Here is a 20,311-nt window from a genome sequence, read left to right as displayed (position 1 = left end):
CAGCAGGGCAACCGCGACCAGCAGGGCAACCGCGACCAGCAGGGCAACCGCGACCAGGACGACCTGGACGACGACGCCGGCAGCCGGCGGAACCGCCGTCGCCGGGGACGCGAGCGGACCACGCCGCGCGCCGGCGGCCGCAACGAGCCCGACACCTCGATCCTCGAGGACGACATCCTGGTGCCGGCCGCCGGCATCCTGGACGTGCTCGACAACTACGCGTTCGTCCGGACGACCGGCTACCTGCCCGGCGCCGACGACGTCTACGTCTCGCTGTCGATGGTGCGCAAGTACGGGCTGCGGCGCGGCGACGCCATCGTCGGCCAGGTCCGCCAGCCCCGCGAGGGCGAGCGGCGCGAGAAGTTCAACCCCATGGTGCGCATCGACTCGGTCAACGGCGGCGACCCCGAGGCGGCCAAGGACCGGCCGGAGTTCGCCTCGTTCACGCCGGTGCACCCGAGCGAGCGGCTGCGCCTGGAGACCGGTGGCCAGGACCTGATCGGTCGGATCATCGACGTCGCGGCGCCGATCGGCAAGGGACAGCGGGGCCTCATCGTCTCCCCGCCCAAGGCCGGCAAGACGACCGTGCTGCAGTCCATCGCGAACTCGATCAGCACCAACAACCCCGAGTGCCACCTGATGGTCGTGCTGATCGACGAGCGCCCCGAGGAGGTGACCGACTTCCAGCGGACCATCAAGGGAGAGGTCATCGCCTCCACGTTCGACAGGCCCGCCACGGACCACACGATGCTGGCCGAGCTGGCCATCGAGCGCGCGCAGCGGCTCGTCGAGCTGGGCCACGACGTGGTGGTCCTGCTCGACTCCCTCACGCGGCTGGCCCGCGCCTACAACCTGGCCGCCCCGGCCAGCGGCCGGATCCTGTCCGGGGGAGTGGACTCCAGTGCCCTGCACCCGCCGAAGCAGTTCTTCGGCGCCGCGCGCAACGTCGAGGACGGCGGATCGCTGACGATCCTGGCCACCGCGCTGGTGGAGACCGGATCGAAGATGGACGAGGTGATCTTCGAGGACTTCACGGGCACCGCGAACATGGAGCTGCGGCTGCGGTCCGAGCTCGCGGACAGGCGCATGTTCCCCGCGATCGACGTGGTCGCCTCGGGCACCCGCCGCGAGGAGCTGCTGCTGAGCCCGGAGGAGGTCGCGATCGTCTGGAAGCTCCGCAAGGCGCTGGGTGACCTGGAGATCGAGCAGGCTCTGGAGCTTTTGCTGGCGCGGTTGCGCGGCTCGCACAGCAACATCGACTTCCTCACCCAGGTGCAGCGCAGCACGCCGTCCGTCACCGAGCTCGCGTAACGCGCACCGCACCTATCCCTGTTGGGGTAAACACAAGGGATCACGCGCCGGAGCGTTCGGCCGCGGCCACCATGGAGTTGACCTAGTCTGTGGGTCACATCGAACGGAAGGTCCTTCAGGACAATGGCAAGGATTCTGGTCGCGGACGACGACGTCGACATCAGGGAGCTCGTCGAGTTCAAGCTCTCCACCCTCGGGCACGACGTGGTGGCCGTGGCTGACGGCGCCTCCGCGGTGGACGAGGTGCAGCGGCAGCGCCCCGACCTCGCGGTGCTCGACGTGATGATGCCCGGGATGTCCGGGCTGGACGCGGTGCGGGTTATCCGCAACGATCCCGCCCTCGCAGACCTCCCTGTCATCCTGCTGACCGCCCGGGCGCAGGAGTCCGACGTGGAGACCGGCTTCGACTCCGGCGCCGACGACTACATCACCAAGCCGTTCAGCCCCCGTGAGCTTGCCTCCCGAGTCCAGGCGCTGCTGACCCGAGCACGATGACCGTAGAGCGGTTCGCGTGGTACGCGGCCGTTGCTTGTGGTCTGGCCTGTCTCGTCGTCGTGCTCGCCCTGGTGGTGATCAGGGTCCTGCGGGACCACTCGGAGGGGAGGCGGCGCAACGTGCGTGCGCCGATCTGGCAGCAGGTTCTGCTCCTCACCGCCGGTGACGACGAGGAGGTCGAGCTCGCCACCCTGGCGCTGCTGCGCACCGGTCGCAAGGAGCGGAGTGCGGTGTACGACGACGCGTTCGCCCTCGTGCCCAAGCTGCGCGGCGGAGCCCGCGAGCGCCTGCAGGCACTGATGCGTGACTGGGGCTCGCTCCACGAGTCCCGGCGCCTGGCCCGGAGCCGTTCGGTGGTGCGCCGCTGCCGCGGCATGCACCAGCTGGGGATCCTCGCCGACCCCGGTTGCCTCGACCGGCTGCTCGAGGGGCTGGTCGACCGCGAGTTCGCGGTACGGCGGACCGCCACGCTCGCGCTGGCGTCGTACTCGGGCGACGAGGTGGTCCAGGCCGTCCTCGCCGCCGCTGCCAACGAGGTGCGGCTGCGGCACGACTTCCTGGCCACCGTCGACCGGATCGGCCCCTCGGCCGTGCCGGTGCTTGCGCGCGCCCTGGCGGCCCCGCAGGACGCCTCGCGCGTCGCGCTGCGGCGGCAGTTCCTGGCTGCCGAGGCACTGGGCCTCGTCGGCGGTCACAGGTCCGTGCCGACCCTGGAGGCCGCGCTCGAGTCCGACGCGACGGAGCTGGTCATCGCCTGCGTCAACGCCCTGGGGGACCTGGGGGCACCCACCTCGGTGATGTCGCTGGCCGGGCTGCTGGACCACGGCTCCAGGGAGGTGCGACGCACGTCTGCGGTCGCGCTGGGCAAGATCGGCGGCCCCGGGTCGGTCGCGTTCCTCGCCGCGGCGCTCAGGGACGAGAACATCGAGGTCGCCCGTGCGGCGGCCCAGGCGCTGGAGCGTTGCGGTCTCGCCGGGAGACGGACCCTGGAGGCCAGCGCAGCGCACCCAGTGGTGCGCGAGGCCCTCGCGCTGGCGCGACTGGCGGTGCCCAGTGGCTGAGCTGATCCACGCGCTGGGTCCGCTGGTGCACTGGACGGCCATCGTCTTCGCCGTCTACTCGGTGCTGATCAACGCCAGCTTCGCGCTGCTCACCCTGCTGGCGGTCGCCGACCTCGCCTCGTACCGGCGTCGACTCGCCTTCGCGGGCTACGACGAGTGGTTCCTGGACCCCCACGCGCGCGGGGTCTCGGTGCTCATGCCCGCGTTTAACGAGGCCGCGACGATCCTCACCTCGGTCCAGGCGATGACGTCGCTGCGCTACCCCGACTTCGAGGTGGTGGTGATCGACGACGGCTCCACCGACGACACCTCGGCGCTGCTGATCACCGAGTTCGACATGCAGGAGGTCCCGCTGGTGGCTGCGGGCTCGATCCCGACTCAGGGGGAGATCGTCTCCACCTGGGTGAGCAGACGGGGAGCCCGCAACCTGGCGCTGGTGGTGAAGACCAACGGCGGGAAGGCGGACTCCCTCAACGCCGGCATCAACTACTCCCGCAAGGAGCTGGTGTGCATGGTCGACGCGGACTCGCTGCTGGATCCCGACGCCCTGCTCAACGTCGCCAGGCCGTTCGCCGACGACCCCGGCAACGTCGTCGCGGCCGGGGGAGTGGTGCGCGTCGCCAACGGCTCCAAGGTCGACCGGGGACGGGTGGTGGACGTGAAGATGCCGCGGCGATGGATCGCCAGGATCCAGGTGGTGGAGTACCTGCGCGCCTTCCTGGTGGGCCGTTCGGGGTGGAGCCGGGCGGGCGGGCTGCTGGTCATCTCGGGCGCCTTCGGGGTGTTCCGGAAGGACGTGCTGTTCGAGGTCGATGGGCTGGCGACCGACTGCATCGGCGAGGACGCGGAGCTGGTGGTGCGTCTGCACCGCCACCTCGGCGAGATCGACCGCAAGGCGGGTGTGGTCTTCGTACCGGAGCCGGTGGCCTGGACCGAGGTGCCCAACAGCCGCGCGGTGCTGCGCATGCAGCGGCGGCGCTGGCACCGGGGCCTGGCCGAGATCCTGTGGCGACACAAGCGGATGATGTTCCGACCCCGGTACGGCGTGGCCGGCATGGTCGCGATGCCGTGGTTCGTCGCCTTCGAGCTGCTGGCGCCGGTGGTCGAGGTCGCGGGGCTCGTGCTGATGGTCTTCCTGCTGTGCTCCCTGGCGGTGGAGACGTGGCTGATCCCGGGGTGGGACGTGGCCAACCCGCCGTTGGTGATCATCCTGCTGACCGCCTCGGTGCTGTTCGCCGTGCTCGTCACCCTGATCTCGCTGCTGGCCGAGGAGGTGAGCTTCCGGCGCTACCGCGGGGTCCCCGACCTGCTCCGGGCGATCGGCGCGGCCGTGGAGGAGAACCTGGGCTACCGCCAGATGAACGCGGTCTGGCGGCTGCAGGGCATCGTCGAGGCACTCCGGGGGACCACGCGCGACTGGGGCACGATGGAACGACAGGGGTTCAGTGACCTGGACCATGCCCGCCGGGCCGAGGCCCGCCTGGCCCTCGGGGAATCTACGGATTAGCACGCTTGTTGGGCACGGTGGCACACTTGTGCGTCGGTTCCGGTTCACGTCTCCGCAGCAGGCGGAGCGACCCGGCGGCCCCGAAAGGACTGACATGAAGAAGGACATCCACCCCGGCTACGTCGAGACCCAGGTGACCTGCACCTGTGGCGCGTCGTTCACCACCCGCAGCACTGCCCCGTCCGGCAAGCTCCACGCCGATGTCTGCTCGCAGTGCCACCCGTTCTACACCGGCAAGCAGAAGATCCTCGACACCGGTGGCCGCGTGGCCCGCTTCGAGGCCCGCTACGCCAAGGCTGCCCAGAAGTAGCTCCAACCCGGACGCCGGTCCCCACCTCCATGTGGGTGACCGGCGTTCGGCATTTCGTCCGTGCGCCTGTCGTTCGTGCGCCTGTCGCCAGGCGCTGTGTCCAGGCGCCCGCGCCGCAGAGGTGGCGTGTCCCGCAGGTCCGTGCAAGCAGTTTGTGGAGGTGACCGCCCGTGTTCGAGGCCGTCGAGGGAATGGTCGACGAGCACGCCATGCTCGAGCAGCGGCTGGCCGAGCCGGAGACCCACGCGGACCAGCGGCTGGCCAAGCAGCTCAACCAGCGGTACGCCGAGCTCTCCGCGGTGATCGCCACCTGGCGTGAGTGGCAGGAGCTGTCCGAGGACATCGAGGCCGCCCGCGAGCTGGCCGCCGAGGACCCTGACTTCGCCACGGAGGTCGAGAGCCTGGTCAAGCGGCACGCCGGTGCCGAGGAGCGGCTGCGGCACCTCCTGGTGCCGCGGGACCCGACCGAGGCCAAGGACGCCATCCTCGAGGTCAAGTCGGGGGAGGGTGGCGAGGAGTCGGCGCTGTTCGCCGCCGACCTGCTGCGGATGTACACCCGCTTCGCCGAGACCAAGGGCTGGAGCACCGAGGTGCTGGACGCCACCGAGTCGGACCTGGGGGGCTACAAGTCCGTCACGGTGGCGGTCAAGGCCAAGGGCACGCCCCAGCCCGGAGAGGCGCCCTACGGGCTGCTCCGGTTCGAGGCCGGGGTGCACCGGGTGCAGCGAGTCCCGGTCACCGAGTCGCAAGGCCGGGTGCACACCTCCGCCGCCGGCGTCCTGGTGCTTCCCGAGGCCGAGCAGGTCGACGTGGTCGTCGACGACAACGACCTGCGCATCGACGTCTTCCGCAGCTCCGGGCCGGGCGGCCAGAGCGTGAACACGACCGACTCCGCGGTGCGGATTACCCACCTGCCCTCGGGGATCGTGGTGAGCTGCCAGAACGAGAAGTCGCAGCTGCAGAACAAGGAGCAGGCGATGCGGATCCTGCGCGCCCGGCTGCTGGCCGCGGCCCAGGACGAGGCGAACGCCGAGGCCAGCCAGGCCCGGCGCTCACAGGTGCGGACGGTGGACAGATCGGAGCGCATCCGCACCTACAACTATCCCGAGAACCGGATCAGCGACCACCGGACCGGCTACAAGTCGCACAACCTCGACCAGGTGCTCGACGGTGACCTCGGGCCGATCATCGCCAGCTGCGTGGCCATGGACCTGGCTGCCCGTCTGCAGTCCCTCGAGCAGTGAGCCACGCTCGGGCTGCTCGTCGCATCGCCGCTCAGCGGCTGCGCGAGGCGGGGGTGGCCAGTCCGGACCGGGACGCGGACGAGCTGCTCGCGCACGTGCTCGGGGTGTCCCTGGGGGGCCTGGTACAGGTCGAGGAGGTGTCGCCGAGCGACTCGCGGGCCTACGACGCCCTGGTGGCGCGGCGCGCCACCCGTGAGCCGCTGCAGCACATCCTGGGCTCCGCGGCCTTCCGCTACCTCGAGCTCGAGGTGGGGCCGGGCGTGTTCGTGCCGCGGCCGGAGACCGAGCTGCTGGCCGGGTGGGCCGTCGAGGCCGCGATCGAGGTCGAGCGCGCCACCGGCCGGGGTGCCGTGGTCGTCGACCTGTGCACCGGGTCGGGGGCGATCGCCGCGTCAGTGGCCCACGAGGCGCCCTCCGCCCAGGTGCATGCCGTCGAGCTGGACGAGGCCGCCCATGGCTGGGCGCTGCGCAACCTCACCGGGACGGGGGTGGACCTGCGCCAGGGGGACATGGCCACGGCCTTCCCGGAGCTGGCCGGCACGGTGGACGTCGTGGTGTGCAACCCGCCGTACATCCCTCTGGAGGCGTGGGAGTCGGTGGCGGCGGAGGCCCGTGACCACGACCCGCACCTGGCGCTGTTCTCCGGCGACGACGGCCTCGACGCGATCCGGGTCCTGGAGGAGCGGGCGGCGCTCCTGCTGCGCCGCGGGGGCGTCGTGGGTGCCGAGCACGCCGACGCCCAGGGGGAGAGCGCGCCGGCGGTGTTCGCCACCTCCGGGCGCTGGGCGGAGGTCCGCGACCACGCTGACCTGGCCGGGCGAGCGAGATTCCTGACGGCACGACTGGCACGATGACCTTCATGCGACACGCGACCGCCACGGAGCACGAACGCGAGGAAGCCGTCGAGGCAGCCAGTCTGGCCCTGCGTCGCGGGGAGCTGGCCGTGCTGCCCACCGACACCGTCTACGGGATCGCTGCCGACGCGTTCGACGCCGTCGCGGTCCGCGCGCTGCTGGAGGCCAAGGGCCGGGGCCGAGACATGCCACCTCCCGTGCTGGTCAGCAGCGCCACCACCCTGGACGCCCTGGCGACCCGGGTCCCGGGCTTCGCCCGCGCCCTGGTCGAGCGCTTCTGGCCCGGCCCGCTGACGCTGGTCTGCCACCAGCAGGACTCTCTGCAGTGGGACCTGGGGGAGACCCATGGCACCGTGGCGGTCCGGATGCCCGACGAGCCGATCATCCTGTCCGTGCTGGAGCGCACCGGCCCACTCGCGGTCAGCTCGGCCAACCTCACCGGCCAGCCCGCCGCCACCGATGCCGACGAGGCCGAGCGGATGCTGGGGGACCGGGTGGAGGTGATCGTCGACGGCGGTCCCAGCGCCGGCGCCGTGGCCTCGACCATCGTGGACGTGACCGGACCGGGGTGCCGCGTGCTGCGGCTGGGCGCGATCGGCCTGGACCAGCTGGCCGAGGTGCTCACCCCGCTGGAGATCGAGCTCACCGACGAGTCAGGCGGTGCCGGCCCCACCGACACCCCGGGTCAGGGCTGATGCGCGAGTACCTGCTGGTCTTCCTGGTGGCCGCCGCGACGACGTACCTCCTCACCGTCATCGCGCGGGAGATCGCGCTGCGCACGGGGGCGGTGGCGGCGGTTCGGGACCGCGACGTGCACGCCAAGCCGATCCCCTACCTCGGGGGACTGGCGATGCTGGGCGGGCTCGTCGCGGCCTACCTGGTGGCTCGGGAGCTGCCCTTCCTCTCCACCAGCGGCACCTGGGTCTTCCGGGACGCCGGGGTGGTGCTGGCCGCGGGCGCGCTGATCTGCGCGGTGGGAGTGCTCGACGACATCTTCGACATCGATGCGCTCACCAAGCTCGGTGGCCAGGTGCTGGCCGCGGGGCTGCTGGCCTACTACGGCGTCAAGTTCTACTTCTTCCCCAACAGTGAGGGGGTCCAGCTGGCACTGGATCCGACCCAGGGGACGCTGCTGACCGTGGTGGTGGTGGTCGCGACGGTCAACGCGGTCAACTTCGTCGACGGCCTGGACGGCCTCGCCTCGGGAGTCGTGGGGATCGGCGCCCTGGCCCTCTTCCTCTTCTGCTACCAGCTCTCCAACCTCAACCACGTCACCCTCGCGACCACGGGGGCGCTGCTCAGCGCCGCGCTCGCGGGGGCGTGCGCAGGTTTCCTGCCGCACAACTTCCATCCCGCGCGCCTGTTCATGGGCGACTCCGGGTCGATGCTGATCGGGCTGGTGCTCTCCGCCAGCGCGCTGACCGTGACCGGCCAGTTCGACGGTGCCCAGACCTCCTTCGGCCGGGACGGCTCGGGGGCCGGCATCCTGGTGCTCCTCCCGTTGCTCCTCCCGGTCTCCCTGCTGCTGGTGCCGATGGCCGACCTGGTGCTGGCCGTGGTCCGGCGGACCCGCGCGGGCCGTTCGCCGTTCGCGCCCGACAAGCAGCACCTGCACCACCGGCTCTTGGAGATCGGCCACTCCCAGCGGCGCGCGGTCTTCATCATGTGGACCTGGGCCGGGCTGGTGGGCTTCGGGGCCGTGGTGGTGAGTCTCTACTCGGGCCCCATGGTCTGGGCCGCCCTGGCCCTCGGGAGCCTGCTGACCCTGGTGGTCACCTTCGTGCTGCCACGGGTGCACAGCCCTCTGCTCCTCGATGCGGGGGAGACCGAGGAGGCGTGAGCCGATTCGGCTGCCCGAGAGGCTTGTGATAGTTTTCACGAGCGCTCCGGGAGTCCCGAGCGCCACCTGAGACCATGCCCGAGACCCCCACAGGACGGCCTCCAGACATGCCCCGTACGTCGCAACGCCAGCCCGGTGATCCGGGCCTCGGTGTGCTTCTGGGAGCCGTACTGGCCGCCGTCGGAGCGGGCATCGCAGTGGTCGCTCTGGCGGCTCTGACCGGTGGGCGCCCGAGCGCCCTGGGCGCGGCGATCGGGGCCGGGCTGGTGATCACCGTCCTGGCGTTGGGCTCCTTCGTGGTTCACGTCGTGGCGGACGCGATGCCCTCGGCCTCCCTCCTCGTCGCGTTGCTGACCTACGGTCTCCAGATCGCGGTCCTGGTCGCCGTCTTCGCGACGCTGGATCGCTCCGGGGACCTGGGAACGGTCGTGTCCCGGGGCTGGCTGGCAGCCGGCGTCATCGTCGGCACGGGTGTCTGGATCGCGGCGCAGACCTGGCTCAGCACCAAGGCGCGCATCCCGCTCTACGACCTGGCCGACCCGGCCGCGTCCGAGCGGGAGGAGGCGGGCGCGCGATGACCTTTCACGACTGCTATTGTCCGGTTCGCGATGGCTCTGAAGAACTCACGGTCAAGCCACGCCGAGGAACCCAGCGGACAGCAGGATCCTTGGCGTGCGTTCAGCTACGTCATCACCGGCGTCCTGGTCTACGGACTGGGGGGCTGGGGACTCGACCGCTGGCTGGGAACGACGTTCCTGGTGGGCATCGGCATCGTGTTCGGCGCAGTCCTGGGTCTCTACCTGACCTGGCGGGCGTTCGGCACGACCCCGACCTCCGGAACGAACAAGAACTCGAATCAGTAGTGCGGCAGACACAGGAGACAGCGTGAGTGCGATCGGGATGACCGCGATCCGGGCTGAGGGATTCACCCCCCCGGGCCCGGCCGACTTCAACCTGCCCCCGATCGGGCCGGACAAGACGTTCCAGTTCCTCGGCGAGACGATGTACCTCGGCGTCACCAAGCCGATGATCCAGCTGGTCGTGGCGGCCGGACTGGTCTTCGCCTTCCTCTACTACGCCAGCCGCAAGCGCGCCATGGTGCCGGGCAAGCTCCAGTACGTCGGCGAGGCCGGCTACGGGTTCGTCCGCAACTCCCTGGGTCGCGACATCATCGGTAGCCGGGACTTCACCCCGTTCATCCCCTACCTGGTGACCCTCTTCTTCTTCCTCCTGGTCAACAACGTGATGGCGGCCATCCCGTTCATCCAGTTCCCGACCTTCGGCCGCGCCGGCACCGCCTACGCGCTGGCCCTGCTCAGCTGGGTGGTCTACAACGGCGTCGGGATCAAGCGCCACGGGTTCTTCGGCTACTTCAAGCACCAGACGGTGCCCGCGGGCATCAAGGGGCCGGTGCTCCTGCTCCTGGTGCCGCTGGAGTTCTTCTCCAACATCCTGGTCCGCCCGGTCACGCTGGCCCTGCGTCTGTTCGCCAACATGTTCGCGGGCCACCTGCTGCTCATCCTGTTCGCGCTCGGCGGTGAGTACCTCCTGCTGCACGGGGAGGGCTTCACCAGGCTCGCCGGCCCTGTCGCGTTCCTGATGTTCGGCCTCATCAGCCTCCTCGAGCTCCTGGTCCAGGTGCTCCAGGCCTACGTCTTCGTCCTGCTGACGTCGATGTACATCTCCGGCGCCGTCGCCGAAGAGCACTGAGTTCACCCCCAACACCCTCCTGCGCCCAACCAACATTCCTAGCAGGAACAACGAAAGGAAGAAGCCGTGGATGGCTCTCTCAACATGCTCGGGTACGGCCTCGCGACCGTGGGTCCGGGTCTCGCCGTCGGTCTGATCTTCGCCGCGTACATCAACGGTGTCGCCCGTCAGCCCGAGGCGCAGGGCCGCCTGCAGCCGATCGCCATCCTGGGCTTCGCCCTGGCTGAGGCGCTTGCCATCATCGGCATCGCCCTCGCGTTCGTGCTCTGACCCCCCTGACCAAGCACTGACGAAGGACCGAAGTCCATGAACTCGATCACCCTCGCGGCTGAGGAGCTCAATCCCCTCATCCCGCACCCGGTGGAGATCGTCCTTTCCCTGGTCGTCTTCGGGCTGCTCTTCCTCGCCGTCAAGAAGTGGGTCGTCCCCAACTTCGAGACAACGTTCGCCGAGCGCACCAAGGCGATCGAGGGCGGGCTGGCTGCAGCCGAGACCAAGCAGGCCGAGGCCGACGCCAAGCTGGCGGAGCTGGAGAAGCAGCTCGCCGACGCACGGCACGAGGCCGCGCGCATCCGAGAGGAAGCGCGTGAGCAGGGTGCCCAGATCGTGGCCGAGATGAGGGACCAGGCTCAGACCGAGTCCGCCCGCATCGTCGAGCACGGCAAGACGCAGATCGAGGCCGAGCGCCAGCAGGCGGTCACCTCGCTGCGAGCAGAGGTGGGCGCACTCGCGACCGGCCTGGCTGGGAGGATCGTGGGCGAGAGCCTCGACGACGAGGTCCGGCAGAGCCGGGTCGTCGAGCGCTTCCTGGCTGACATCGAGTCCGGTCAGGTTCAGGGCGGGGTCAACTGATGGCCTTCCGTGGAGCATCCGTCGACGCTGTCGCCTCCCTGTCGGACTACCTGCAGGGGGAGCTCCCGGGCTCCGACGGCGTGCTGGTCGGCAGCGACCTCTTCTCCTTGGCATCCGTGCTGAGCAGCGAGGCCGGTCTGCGGCGGGTGGCCACGGACGTCTCCCTCGCCCCCGAGGCGAAGTCCGGGCTGGTCCGCCAGCTCTTCGGCGGCAAGGCCTCCGAGCTCGCGGTCCGGCTCCTCGAACGGGCGGTGACCATGCGCTGGGCAGCCACGCGCCACCTCCCTGACGCGCTCGAGCGCCTCGGCGTCATCGCCGTCGTGCACTCCGCTGGGCAGAAGGGGGCCTCGGGGCAGCTGACCGACGAGCTCTTCTCGTTCGCACAGACGGTCAAGGACTCCTCCGAGCTCCGCGACGCCCTGTCGGATCCGGCGCGCTCGCAGGCCGACAAGCGCACGCTGGTCTCCTCCCTCCTGGAGGGTCGGGCCCTGCCCGAGACCGTCGTGCTCGCCGACCAGGCACTGGCCGGCACTCACCGCACCGTCGCGGTCGCCCTCGCGGAGTACCAGAAGATCGCCGCCGAGGTCCACGGCCAGTACGTCGCCACGGCGCGGGTGGCCCAGCCGCTCGCGGACAGCGCCCGGCAGCGACTCGCGGAAGCCCTGACCCGCCGCTACGGCCGACCGGTCTCGGTCAACGTGGTCGTGGAACCGTCGCTGATCGGCGGAATCCGGGTCGAGATCGGTGACGAGGTCATCGACGGCACCCTGGTCAGCAGGCTGGACGACGTACGACGCAGGCTCGCCGGATGAGCCGGTCGGTCACCAACTCCCCTTTCGAGCAGACGAACAGTAAGGAAGACAAATGACGGAGCTCAACATCCGTCCGGACGAGATCCGTAACGCGCTGCAGCGCTTCGTGTCGGACTACAAGCCCGAGACCGCCAGTCGTGAAGAGGTCGGCCGCGTGGCCGAGGCTGGAGACGGCATCGCGCGCGTCTCGGGTCTGCCCTCGTGCATGGCCAACGAGCTGCTCGAGTTCGAGGACGGCACCAAGGGCCTGGCCCAGAACCTCGACACCCGCGAGATCGGTGTCGTCATCCTGGGTGACTTCGCGGGCATCGAGGAGGGCCAGACCGTGCGCCGCACGGGCGAGGTCCTCTCGGTCGCTGTCGGTGACGGCTACCTGGGCCGGGTCGTGGACCCGCTCGGCACCCCGATCGACGGCCTCGGCGAGCTGGAGACCACCGGACGTCGTGCCCTGGAGCTCCAGGCTCCCGGCGTGATGGTGCGCAAGTCGGTGCACGAGCCCCTCGCCACCGGCATCAAGGCGATCGACGCCCTGACCCCGGTCGGCCGTGGTCAGCGACAGCTGATCATCGGTGACCGCGCGACCGGCAAGACCACGATCGCGATCGACACGATCATCAACCAGAAGAAGAACTGGGAGTCGGGCGACCCCGACAAGCAGGTTCGCTGCATCTACGTCGCCATCGGCCAGAAGGGCTCGACCATCGCGTCGGTCCGGGGCGCGCTGGAGGAGGCGGGTGCGCTGGAGTACACCACCATCGTGGCTTCCCCGGCTTCCGACTCCGCGGGCTTCAAGTACCTGGCTCCCTACACCGGCTCGGCCATCGGCCAGCACTGGATGTACGAGGGCAAGCACGTCCTCATCGTGTTCGACGACCTCACCAAGCAGGCCGAGGCCTACCGTGCGGTGTCGCTGCTGCTGCGTCGCCCGCCGGGCCGTGAGGCCTACCCGGGTGACGTCTTCTACCTGCACTCCCGTCTGCTCGAGCGCTGCGCCAAGCTCTCCGACGAGATGGGTAAGGGCTCGATGACGGGCCTGCCCATCATCGAGACCAAGGCCAACGACGTCTCGGCCTTCATCCCCACCAACGTCATCTCGATCACCGACGGCCAGATCTTCCTGCAGTCGGACCTGTTCGCAGCCAACCAGCGCCCCGCCATCGACGTGGGTGTCTCGGTCTCGCGGGTGGGTGGCTCGGCCATGACCAAGGCGATGAAGACGGTCACGGGATCGCTCAAGGTCGATCTGGCGCAGTTCCGTGCCATGGAGGCGTTCGCGATGTTCGCCTCGGACCTGGACGCGGCCTCGCGTCAGCAGCTCGACCGCGGGCAGCGCCTGATGGCTCTGCTGAAGCAGCCGGCCTACTCGCCGTACCCGGTCGAGGAGATGACCGTGTCGCTGTGGACCGGAACGTCGGGTCGCCTCGACAAGGTGCCCACCGACGACGTGCTCCGCTTCGAGCAGGAGTTCCTGGACTACCTGCGTCTCTCGCACGAGGGCATCCTTGCGGGTATCCGCGAGTCCGGTAAGTTCGAGGACTCGACGGCCGACCAGCTCGCTGTGGCCTACGAGACCTTCCTGGACCAGTTCGAGACCTCGGACGGGCACTCCATCAAGGCTGGTCGTGAGGTGCACGAGGCACTCGAGGACGCCGACGTCGACCAGGAGCAGATCGTCAAGCAGAAGCGGGGCTGAGGAGATGGCTCTCTCGGTACGTGAGTACCGCGCGAGGATCAAGTCGACGGAGTCGATGAAGAAGATCACGCGCGCCATGGAGCTCATTGCCGCGTCCCGCATCGTCAAGGCCCAGCAGCGGGCGCAGGGCGCAGCGCCCTACGCCCGGGAGCTGACCCGCGCAGTGTCGGCGCTCGCGACGCACTCGCGGGTCAACCACCCGTTGACCACCGACCCGGAGAACCCGCGTCGTGCGGCGGTCCTGGTCGTGACCAGCGACCGTGGTCTGGCCGGCGCGTACTCCTCGAGCGTGCTCAAGGAGGCCGAGCGGCTGGTCCAGCGACTCAAGCAGGACGGCAAGGAGGTCGACCTCTACGTCACGGGGCGCAAGGCGGAGGCGTACTACAAGTTCCGCCAGCGCCCGGTCGCGCAGGCCTGGACGGGATTCTCCGACCAGCCGACCTACGACGCGGCGGCCGAGATCGGCCGGACCCTCATCGACGCGTTCCTCGGGGACGTCGACGAGGAGGCCGAGGAGGGCCGCCCGCCCGCTGTCGACGAGGTGCACGTGGTCTTCACCCGCTTCCGGTCGATGCTGGTCCAGGAGCCGACGGCCACGCGGATGCTGCCGCTGGAGGTCATCGAGGGCACCGACGTGCCCGAGAAGAACGACCTGCTGCCGCTGTACGAGTTCGAGCCCTCCGCCGAGGAGGTGCTCGACGCACTGCTCCCCAAGTACGTCCAGAGCCGGATCTTCTTCTGTCTTCTGCAGGCTGCGGCTTCCGAGCTCGCAGCCCGTCAGAAGGCGATGAAGGCGGCGACTGACAACGCTGACGAGCTGATCAAGAAGTACAAGCGAATTGCCAACCAGGCCCGCCAGGCCGGCATTACCCAGGAAATCAGCGAGATCGTCGGTGGCGTCAACGCCCTTGCCGACGCCAACGCCGGGAATGAGTGAGAGAGACATGACTGCCACTGTTGAAGAGACGAACACGGCGGGTGGCCAGGCCGGCACCGGCCGGATCTCCCGCGTCATCGGTCCTGTCGTGGACATCGAGTTCCCGACCGACCAGATGCCCGAGATCTACAACGCCCTGAAGATCACCTTCGAGCTCAACGGCGAGACCCAGACCATCACCGCCGAGGTTGCTCAGCACATCGGTGACGGCATGGTGCGCGCGATCTCCATGAAGCCGACCGACGGGCTGGTCCGCGGCGGCCAGGTCATCGACACCGGCGGGCCGATCACCGTGCCCGTGGGCGACGTGACCCTGGGCCGGGTGTTCAACACCACCGGGGACTGCCTCAACCTCGCCGAGGGCGAGAAGCTCGAGATCAACGAGCGCTGGGGCATCCACCGCAAGGCGCCGGCGTTCGACCAGCTGGAGTCCAAGACCCAGATGTTCGAGACCGGCATCAAGGTCATCGACCTGCTCACCCCCTACGTGCAGGGCGGCAAGATCGGCCTGTTCGGTGGTGCCGGGGTGGGCAAGACGGTGCTGATCCAGGAGATGATCGCCCGGGTCGCCAAGGACCACGGTGGCGTCTCGGTGTTCGCCGGTGTCGGCGAGCGCACCCGTGAGGGCAACGACCTGATCGTGGAGATGGAGGAGGCCGGCGTCATCGGCCAGACCGCCCTCGTCTTCGGCCAGATGGACGAGCCGCCGGGCACCCGCCTGCGGGTCGCGCTGTCGGCGCTGACCATGGCGGAGTACTTCCGCGACGTGCAGAAGCAGGACGTGCTGCTCTTCATCGACAACATCTTCCGGTTCACCCAGGCCGGCTCGGAGGTCTCCACGCTGCTGGGCCGCATGCCCTCCGCGGTGGGCTACCAGCCCAACCTGGCCGACGAGATGGGTCAGCTGCAGGAGCGCATCACCTCCACGCGTGGTCACTCGATCACCTCGATGCAGGCGATCTACGTGCCGGCCGACGACTACACCGACCCGGCACCGGCGACCACCTTCGCGCACCTGGACGCGACCACCGAGCTCTCCCGGGAGATCGCCTCGCTGGGTATCTACCCGGCCGTGGACCCGCTGACCTCGACCTCGCGGATCCTGGACCCGCAGTACATCGGTCAGGACCACTACAACGCGGCCATCCGGGTGAAGGCGATCCTGCAGCGCAACAAGGAGCTGCAGGACATCATCGCGATCCTCGGTGTGGACGAGCTGTCCGAGGAGGACAAGGTCATCGTGTCCCGCGCCCGCCGCATCCAGCGGTTCCTGTCGCAGAACACCTACGTGGCCAAGCAGTTCACCGGCATCGAGGGCTCCACGGTCCCCGTGGCCGACACCATCGAGGCGTTCAACAAGATCGCCAACGGTGAGTACGACCACGTGGCCGAGCAGGCCTTCTTCATGTGCGGTGGGCTCGACGACGTCGAGCGCCAGTGGGCAGCGATCCAGAAGTCCCTGTGATGTCTGACTCGCTGCTTCACGTGGAGCTCGTCGCCGCCGACCGCCTGGTGTGGTCGGGGGAGGCGAAGCTGGTGATCGCGCGGACCATCGGTGGCGACGTCGGCATCCTGCCGAACCACGCGCCGATGCTGTCGGTGGTCATCGAGGGTGTCGTGGACGTCCAGACCGCGGATGGTGAGACTTGGGTGGCCGCGGTGGACGCCGGCTTCCTGTCGGTGGCCGAGAACCGGGTGTCCATCCTGTCCGAGCGGGCGGAGATGTCGCACGAGATCGACCTGGAGAAGGCACGCAAGGACCTCGAGCGGGCCCATGCCGCTGGAGAGTTCGACGACGAGGCGGCCGAGGCCGTGCGCCGGGCCGAGGCCCGGATCCGCGCGGTGGAGCAGGCGTCCTGATCAGCTGCTGAGACGCACCAGTAGGGTGAGCACACGCACGCCGTGTGCTCACCTTGCTGCATTTAACGCACGGGGTCGTGACCGAGGAGGTTTGGTTGGAGTTCTGGATCGTCCTGCTCGACGTGCTGGGCGCGCTCCTGGTCTCCGTGCTCCTCTACGGGGTCGCGCTGATCGCGCGTCGGCGCGTCCTGGCCCGCAACGGCGGCACGTTCGAGCTGAGCGTTCGGGCGCGGACCGGCAAGCCCGGACGCGGCTGGCTGCTCGGGGTGGGCCGCTACAGCGGCGACTCCCTGGAGTGGTTCCGGGTCTTCTCCCTCTCACCGTCGCCGAAGTACGTGTGGCGGCGGGACGACATCAGCTTCTCGGGCAAGCGGACGCCGTCGGGACCCGAGCGGACCGCGTTGTACGCCGATCACGTCGTGGTGGCCTGCAGCACCACCGGCGGCAGCCTCGAGCTGGCGATGAGCTCCTCGTCGCTCACCGGGTTCCAGGCGTGGCTCGAGGCCGGGCCCCCTGGGACGAACTGGGACCTGAAGCCACTGCGCTGAGCCGCCTCAGCGCTCGCCGCCAGGGACCCAGAGCACGTCGCCGCGCTCGGCGTTGGCGTGCCGGGCCAGGATGAAGAGCAGGTCCGAGAGCCGGTTGAGGTACTTGATGGCCAGCACGTTCATCGTCTCCTCGTGCTCCGACCACGCCGCCCACGCGGACCGCTCGGCCCGCCGTACGACCGTACGTGCGACGTGCAGGTGCGCGGCGCCGGGGGTCCCTCCGTTGAGGATGAAGGAGCGGAGGCTGGGGAGCTCGGCGTTGTACTGGTCGCACCAGCCCTCGAGGCGGTCGATGTAGTCCTGCTCGATGCGCAGCGGGGGATACTCCGGCACGGCGACCACCGGGGTGCAGAAGTCCGCGCCCACGTCGAACAGGTCGTTCTGGACGCGGGTGACCACCCGCTGCACGTCCTCGGCGAGCCCGCCGAGGGCCAGTGCCACTCCGAGACTGGCGTTGGCCTCGTCCACATCGGCGTACGCGGCGAGACGGGAGTCGGTCTTCGACGTCTCGCTCATGTCGCCGAGTCGGGTGGTGCCGGCATCGCCGGTGCGGGTGTAGATGCGGGTGAGGTTGACCATGATCGCGAGCCTATCGCCGTACGCAGGGTCGGGAATCGCCGCCAGCCTCCCCCGAACAAGCAAGTCACAGATGTAACATGCGTCACATTACCGAATGGTCGTGTAACTGCGTGTCCGATTATCGTCGCCGGCGTCGACCCGCCAAGGAAAGCGCTGGCGGCGGTGCAACCTTTTCGGGTACGAACGACGTCATAGGGATCGAGTCCACCTCGCATCGGGGCGGGGTGACCGATCGGTGGAGGCCTCGGGGGAGGCCTCCAACACACCGGCGTTCGGGCGTCGGAGGGGAGCGGGACATGGAGATCGTCACGAAGGGATCGACCCTCGAGCTGAGCGGGGACTTCGACGTACGCAGCACGTGGCAGGTGCGCGACGCCCTCTACCAGCACCTCGGGCAGCACCCCGAGGACGTCGTGGTCGACCTGAGCTGCGTCGGCGCCGTCGACGTGACCGCCCTCAGGCTGCTGGCCGTCGCGACCCGTCGTGCGGCGCGCCAAGGGCATCACCTGACCCTGCGCGGCTGCAGTCCCGCGGTCCGCCGGATGCTGCACATCTCGCGGCTCGTCCGGGTCGTCGAGGTGGAGCGGCACGCCGCGAGCGCATGAGTGCTGTTTCCCACAGCGAGACCACGCGTGCACAGGTCGAGCGGGGCCTAACATCACCCCTATGACTGACCCCCAGCACTCCAAGGACCGTCCCTGGGTGATGCGCACGTACGCCGGCCACTCCACCGCCGCCGCGTCCAACGCGCTCTACCGCAAGAACCTGGCCAAGGGCCAGACGGGACTGTCGGTCGCGTTCGACCTGCCCACCCAGACCGGCTACGACCCGGACTCCCCGCTGAGTCGTGGCGAGGTGGGCAAGGTGGGTGTCCCGGTCCCGCACCTGGGCGAGATGCGTCGGCTGTTCGAGGACATCCCGCTCACCGCGATGAACACCTCGATGACGATCAACGCCACCGCGATGTGGCTGCTGGCGATGTACCAGGTGGTCGCCGAGGAGCAGAACCCCGATCTCGACCCCACCGAGGTCGCCGCGCAGCTGGCAGGCACCACCCAGAACGACATCATCAAGGAGTACCTCTCCCGGGGCACCTACGTGTTCGGCCCGGAGCACTCGCTGCGGCTGACCGCGGACACGATCGCGTACACGGTCAACCAGATCCCTCGCTGGAACCCGATCAACATCTGCAGCTACCACCTGCAGGAGGCCGGTGCCACGCCCGCGCAGGAGCTCGCCTACGCCCTGTGCACGGCCATCGCCGTGCTGGACCAGGTCAAGGCCTCGGGGCAGGTCTCCGAGGAGGACTTCGAGCGCGTCGTGGGTCGGATCTCCTTCTTCGTCAACGCCGGGGTGCGCTTCGTCGAGGAGACCTGCAAGATGCGCGCGTTCGTGCAGCTGTGGGAGGAGATCACCCGGGACCGGTACGGCGTGACGGACCCCAAGATGCGACGGTTCCGCTACGGGGTGCAGGTGAACTCACTGGGCCTGACCGAGGCGCAGCCGGAGAACAACGTGCAGCGCATCGTGCTGGAGATGCTGGGCGTGACGCTGTCGAAGAACGCCCGGGCGCGCGCCGTGCAGCTCCCGGCGTGGAACGAGGCCCTGGGCCTGCCCCGCCCGTGGGACCAGCAGTGGTCCCTGCGGCTGCAGCAGGTGCTGGCCTTCGAGTCCGACCTGCTCGAGTACGAGGACATCTTCGAGGGCAGCCACGTCATCGAGGCCAAGGTGGCCGAGCTGGTGGCGGGCGCGAAGGAGGAGATGGACCGCGTCCAAGCCATGGGCGGGGCGATCGCGGCCGTGGAGTCGGGCTACATGAAGTCCGCGCTCGTCTCGGCCCACGCCGCACGCCGGGGCCGGATCGAGGCCGGCGAGGAGATCATCGTCGGGGTCAACAAGTTCGAGACCACCGAGCCGTCCCCGCTCACCGCCGACCTGGACGGTGCCATCATGGCGGCCGACCCGCAGGCCGAGCGGTCCGCCCTGGACAGCCTCAGCGCCTGGAAGGCCGAGCGTGACGAGGACGAGGTGAAGTCAGCCCTGGAGCGGTTGGCCGCCGACGCCAAGACCGAGGTCAACCTGATGGACGCCACGCTGGCCGCCGTCCGCGCCGGCGCGACCACCGGGGAGTGGGCCGGCACGCTGCGCGAGGTCTTCGGCGAGTTCCGCGCCCCCACCGGTGTCTCCGGCGCCGTAGGCGCGGCCGAGGCCGGCGTCGAGCTGACGGCGGTCCGGGACCGCGTCAAGGAGACCGGCGAGCAGCTGGGCGGCCGTCTCAGGCTGCTGGTGGGCAAGCCGGGCCTGGACGGTCACAGCAACGGTGCCGAGCAGGTCGCGGTCCGCGCGCGGGACGCCGGCTTCGAGGTCATCTACCAGGGGATCCGGCTGACCCCGGAGCAGATCGTGGCGGCGGCGGTGGCCGAGGACGTGCACTGTGTCGGGCTCTCGATCCTCTCCGGCTCCCACATGGAGCTGGTGCCCTCGGTCCTGACCGGCCTGCGCGAGGCCGGCTTGGACGACGTGCCGGTGATCGTCGGCGGCATCATCCCCGACTCCGACGGCCGGGCGCTGATCGAGCAGGGAGTGGCCGCGGTCTACACCCCCAAGGACTTCGGTCTGACCGAGATCATGGACGGGATCGTCGACGTGATCCGCCGGGCCAACGGCTTGGACGAGACGCAGGGCTGAGCTTGCGTCG

23 protein-coding genes are annotated in these 20,311 nt (G+C 69.5%); 22 read left to right on the top strand and 1 reads right to left on the bottom strand.

Going from position 1 to position 20,311, the window contains the following annotated elements:
* The 20 genes from rho to C5H89_RS04395 all read left to right on the top strand — a co-directional run.
* A partial coding sequence (rho, locus tag C5H89_RS04490; RefSeq protein ID WP_104105879.1) for a transcription termination factor Rho occupies positions 1-1,311 on the top strand: 1,311 nt, incomplete at its 5' end.
* A gap of 123 nt (positions 1,312-1,434) precedes the next feature.
* The gene (locus C5H89_RS04485; protein WP_101524927.1) at positions 1,435-1,806 is read left to right on the top strand and encodes a response regulator; all 372 of its coding nucleotides are present in this window, start codon (positions 1,435-1,437) and stop codon (positions 1,804-1,806) included.
* Positions 1,803-2,867, top strand: coding sequence for a HEAT repeat domain-containing protein (locus C5H89_RS04480; RefSeq protein ID WP_104105878.1), 1,065 nt, complete (start codon positions 1,803-1,805; stop codon positions 2,865-2,867). Before C5H89_RS04485 ends, C5H89_RS04480 begins: the two co-directional genes overlap by 4 nt.
* Positions 2,860-4,374 (top strand): glycosyltransferase, encoded by a 1,515-nt coding sequence (locus C5H89_RS04475; protein WP_205304857.1) that lies wholly within the window; start codon positions 2,860-2,862, stop codon positions 4,372-4,374. The genes C5H89_RS04480 and C5H89_RS04475 overlap by 8 nt, the downstream gene beginning before the upstream one ends.
* Positions 4,375-4,468: 94 nt before the next feature.
* Positions 4,469-4,684 carry a 50S ribosomal protein L31 gene (gene rpmE / locus C5H89_RS04470; RefSeq protein WP_104105877.1) on the top strand — a complete coding sequence of 72 codons (216 nt, stop codon included), beginning with the start codon at positions 4,469-4,471 and terminating at the stop codon, positions 4,682-4,684.
* A gap of 170 nt (positions 4,685-4,854) precedes the next feature.
* Entirely contained in the window at positions 4,855-5,928 is a 1,074-nt protein-coding gene (prfA, locus tag C5H89_RS04465) for a peptide chain release factor 1 (protein ID WP_104105876.1), read from the top strand.
* Positions 5,925-6,782 (top strand): peptide chain release factor N(5)-glutamine methyltransferase, encoded by an 858-nt coding sequence (gene prmC, locus C5H89_RS04460; RefSeq protein ID WP_104105875.1) that lies wholly within the window; start codon positions 5,925-5,927, stop codon positions 6,780-6,782. The genes prfA and prmC overlap by 4 nt, the downstream gene beginning before the upstream one ends.
* Before the next feature lie 5 nt (positions 6,783-6,787).
* Positions 6,788-7,477 (top strand): L-threonylcarbamoyladenylate synthase, encoded by a 690-nt coding sequence (locus tag C5H89_RS04455; RefSeq protein ID WP_345840637.1) that lies wholly within the window; start codon positions 6,788-6,790, stop codon positions 7,475-7,477.
* Positions 7,477-8,622, top strand: a complete 1,146-nt coding sequence (locus C5H89_RS04450; protein WP_101524921.1) for an MraY family glycosyltransferase — start codon at positions 7,477-7,479, stop codon at positions 8,620-8,622. The genes C5H89_RS04455 and C5H89_RS04450 overlap by 1 nt, the downstream gene beginning before the upstream one ends.
* A gap of 107 nt (positions 8,623-8,729) precedes the next feature.
* A complete protein-coding gene (locus C5H89_RS04445; protein ID WP_162799207.1) occupies positions 8,730-9,200 on the top strand; it encodes a hypothetical protein in 471 nt (156 codons plus the stop codon).
* A gap of 30 nt (positions 9,201-9,230) precedes the next feature.
* Complete coding sequence (locus C5H89_RS04440; protein WP_104105872.1) at positions 9,231-9,485, top strand: AtpZ/AtpI family protein; 255 nt, start codon at positions 9,231-9,233, stop codon at positions 9,483-9,485.
* A gap of 22 nt (positions 9,486-9,507) precedes the next feature.
* Positions 9,508-10,332 (top strand): F0F1 ATP synthase subunit A, encoded by an 825-nt coding sequence (atpB, locus tag C5H89_RS04435; protein WP_240181701.1) that lies wholly within the window; start codon positions 9,508-9,510, stop codon positions 10,330-10,332.
* A 66-nt stretch (positions 10,333-10,398) separates the two neighbouring features.
* The gene (locus C5H89_RS04430) at positions 10,399-10,602 is read left to right on the top strand and encodes an ATP synthase F0 subunit C (protein WP_275887100.1); all 204 of its coding nucleotides are present in this window, start codon (positions 10,399-10,401) and stop codon (positions 10,600-10,602) included.
* A 36-nt stretch (positions 10,603-10,638) separates the two neighbouring features.
* Positions 10,639-11,184: a F0F1 ATP synthase subunit B gene (locus C5H89_RS04425; protein ID WP_101524917.1), complete on the top strand. Its 546-nt coding sequence runs from the start codon at positions 10,639-10,641 to the stop codon at positions 11,182-11,184.
* Complete coding sequence (locus C5H89_RS04420; RefSeq protein WP_104105871.1) at positions 11,184-11,996, top strand: F0F1 ATP synthase subunit delta; 813 nt, start codon at positions 11,184-11,186, stop codon at positions 11,994-11,996. Before C5H89_RS04425 ends, C5H89_RS04420 begins: the two co-directional genes overlap by 1 nt.
* A 52-nt stretch (positions 11,997-12,048) precedes the next feature.
* Positions 12,049-13,689, top strand: coding sequence for a F0F1 ATP synthase subunit alpha (atpA, locus tag C5H89_RS04415; RefSeq protein WP_101524915.1), 1,641 nt, complete (start codon positions 12,049-12,051; stop codon positions 13,687-13,689).
* 4 nt (positions 13,690-13,693) lie between these two features.
* Complete coding sequence (locus tag C5H89_RS04410) at positions 13,694-14,626, top strand: F0F1 ATP synthase subunit gamma (RefSeq protein WP_104105870.1); 933 nt, start codon at positions 13,694-13,696, stop codon at positions 14,624-14,626.
* Positions 14,627-14,633: 7 nt separating this feature from the next.
* Complete coding sequence (gene atpD, locus C5H89_RS04405; protein WP_101524913.1) at positions 14,634-16,091, top strand: F0F1 ATP synthase subunit beta; 1,458 nt, start codon at positions 14,634-14,636, stop codon at positions 16,089-16,091.
* Positions 16,091-16,486, top strand: a complete 396-nt coding sequence (locus tag C5H89_RS04400; RefSeq protein WP_104105869.1) for a F0F1 ATP synthase subunit epsilon — start codon at positions 16,091-16,093, stop codon at positions 16,484-16,486. The genes atpD and C5H89_RS04400 overlap by 1 nt, the downstream gene beginning before the upstream one ends.
* A 77-nt stretch (positions 16,487-16,563) precedes the next feature.
* Positions 16,564-17,034: a DUF2550 domain-containing protein gene (locus tag C5H89_RS04395; protein WP_240181700.1), complete on the top strand. Its 471-nt coding sequence runs from the start codon at positions 16,564-16,566 to the stop codon at positions 17,032-17,034.
* Between the two features lie 6 nt (positions 17,035-17,040).
* Here C5H89_RS04395 and C5H89_RS04390 read toward each other — a convergent pair whose 3' ends face one another.
* A complete protein-coding gene (locus C5H89_RS04390; RefSeq protein ID WP_104105867.1) occupies positions 17,041-17,613 on the bottom strand; it encodes a cob(I)yrinic acid a,c-diamide adenosyltransferase in 573 nt (190 codons plus the stop codon).
* 296 nt (positions 17,614-17,909) lie between these two features.
* Between C5H89_RS04390 and C5H89_RS04385 the strand changes: the two genes are divergently transcribed.
* The gene (locus C5H89_RS04385; protein WP_104105866.1) at positions 17,910-18,218 is read left to right on the top strand and encodes an STAS domain-containing protein; all 309 of its coding nucleotides are present in this window, start codon (positions 17,910-17,912) and stop codon (positions 18,216-18,218) included.
* Positions 18,219-18,279: 61 nt separating this feature from the next.
* Positions 18,280-20,301: a protein meaA gene (locus C5H89_RS04380; RefSeq protein ID WP_104105865.1), complete on the top strand. Its 2,022-nt coding sequence runs from the start codon at positions 18,280-18,282 to the stop codon at positions 20,299-20,301.
* Positions 20,302-20,311 lie beyond the last annotated feature (10 nt).

The sequence above is a fragment of the Nocardioides sp. 616 genome (assembly GCF_002930065.1).
Lineage (GTDB): Bacteria > Actinomycetota > Actinomycetes > Propionibacteriales > Nocardioidaceae > Nocardioides > Nocardioides houyundeii.
This window is presented reverse-complemented; position numbering and strand designations above follow the sequence as displayed.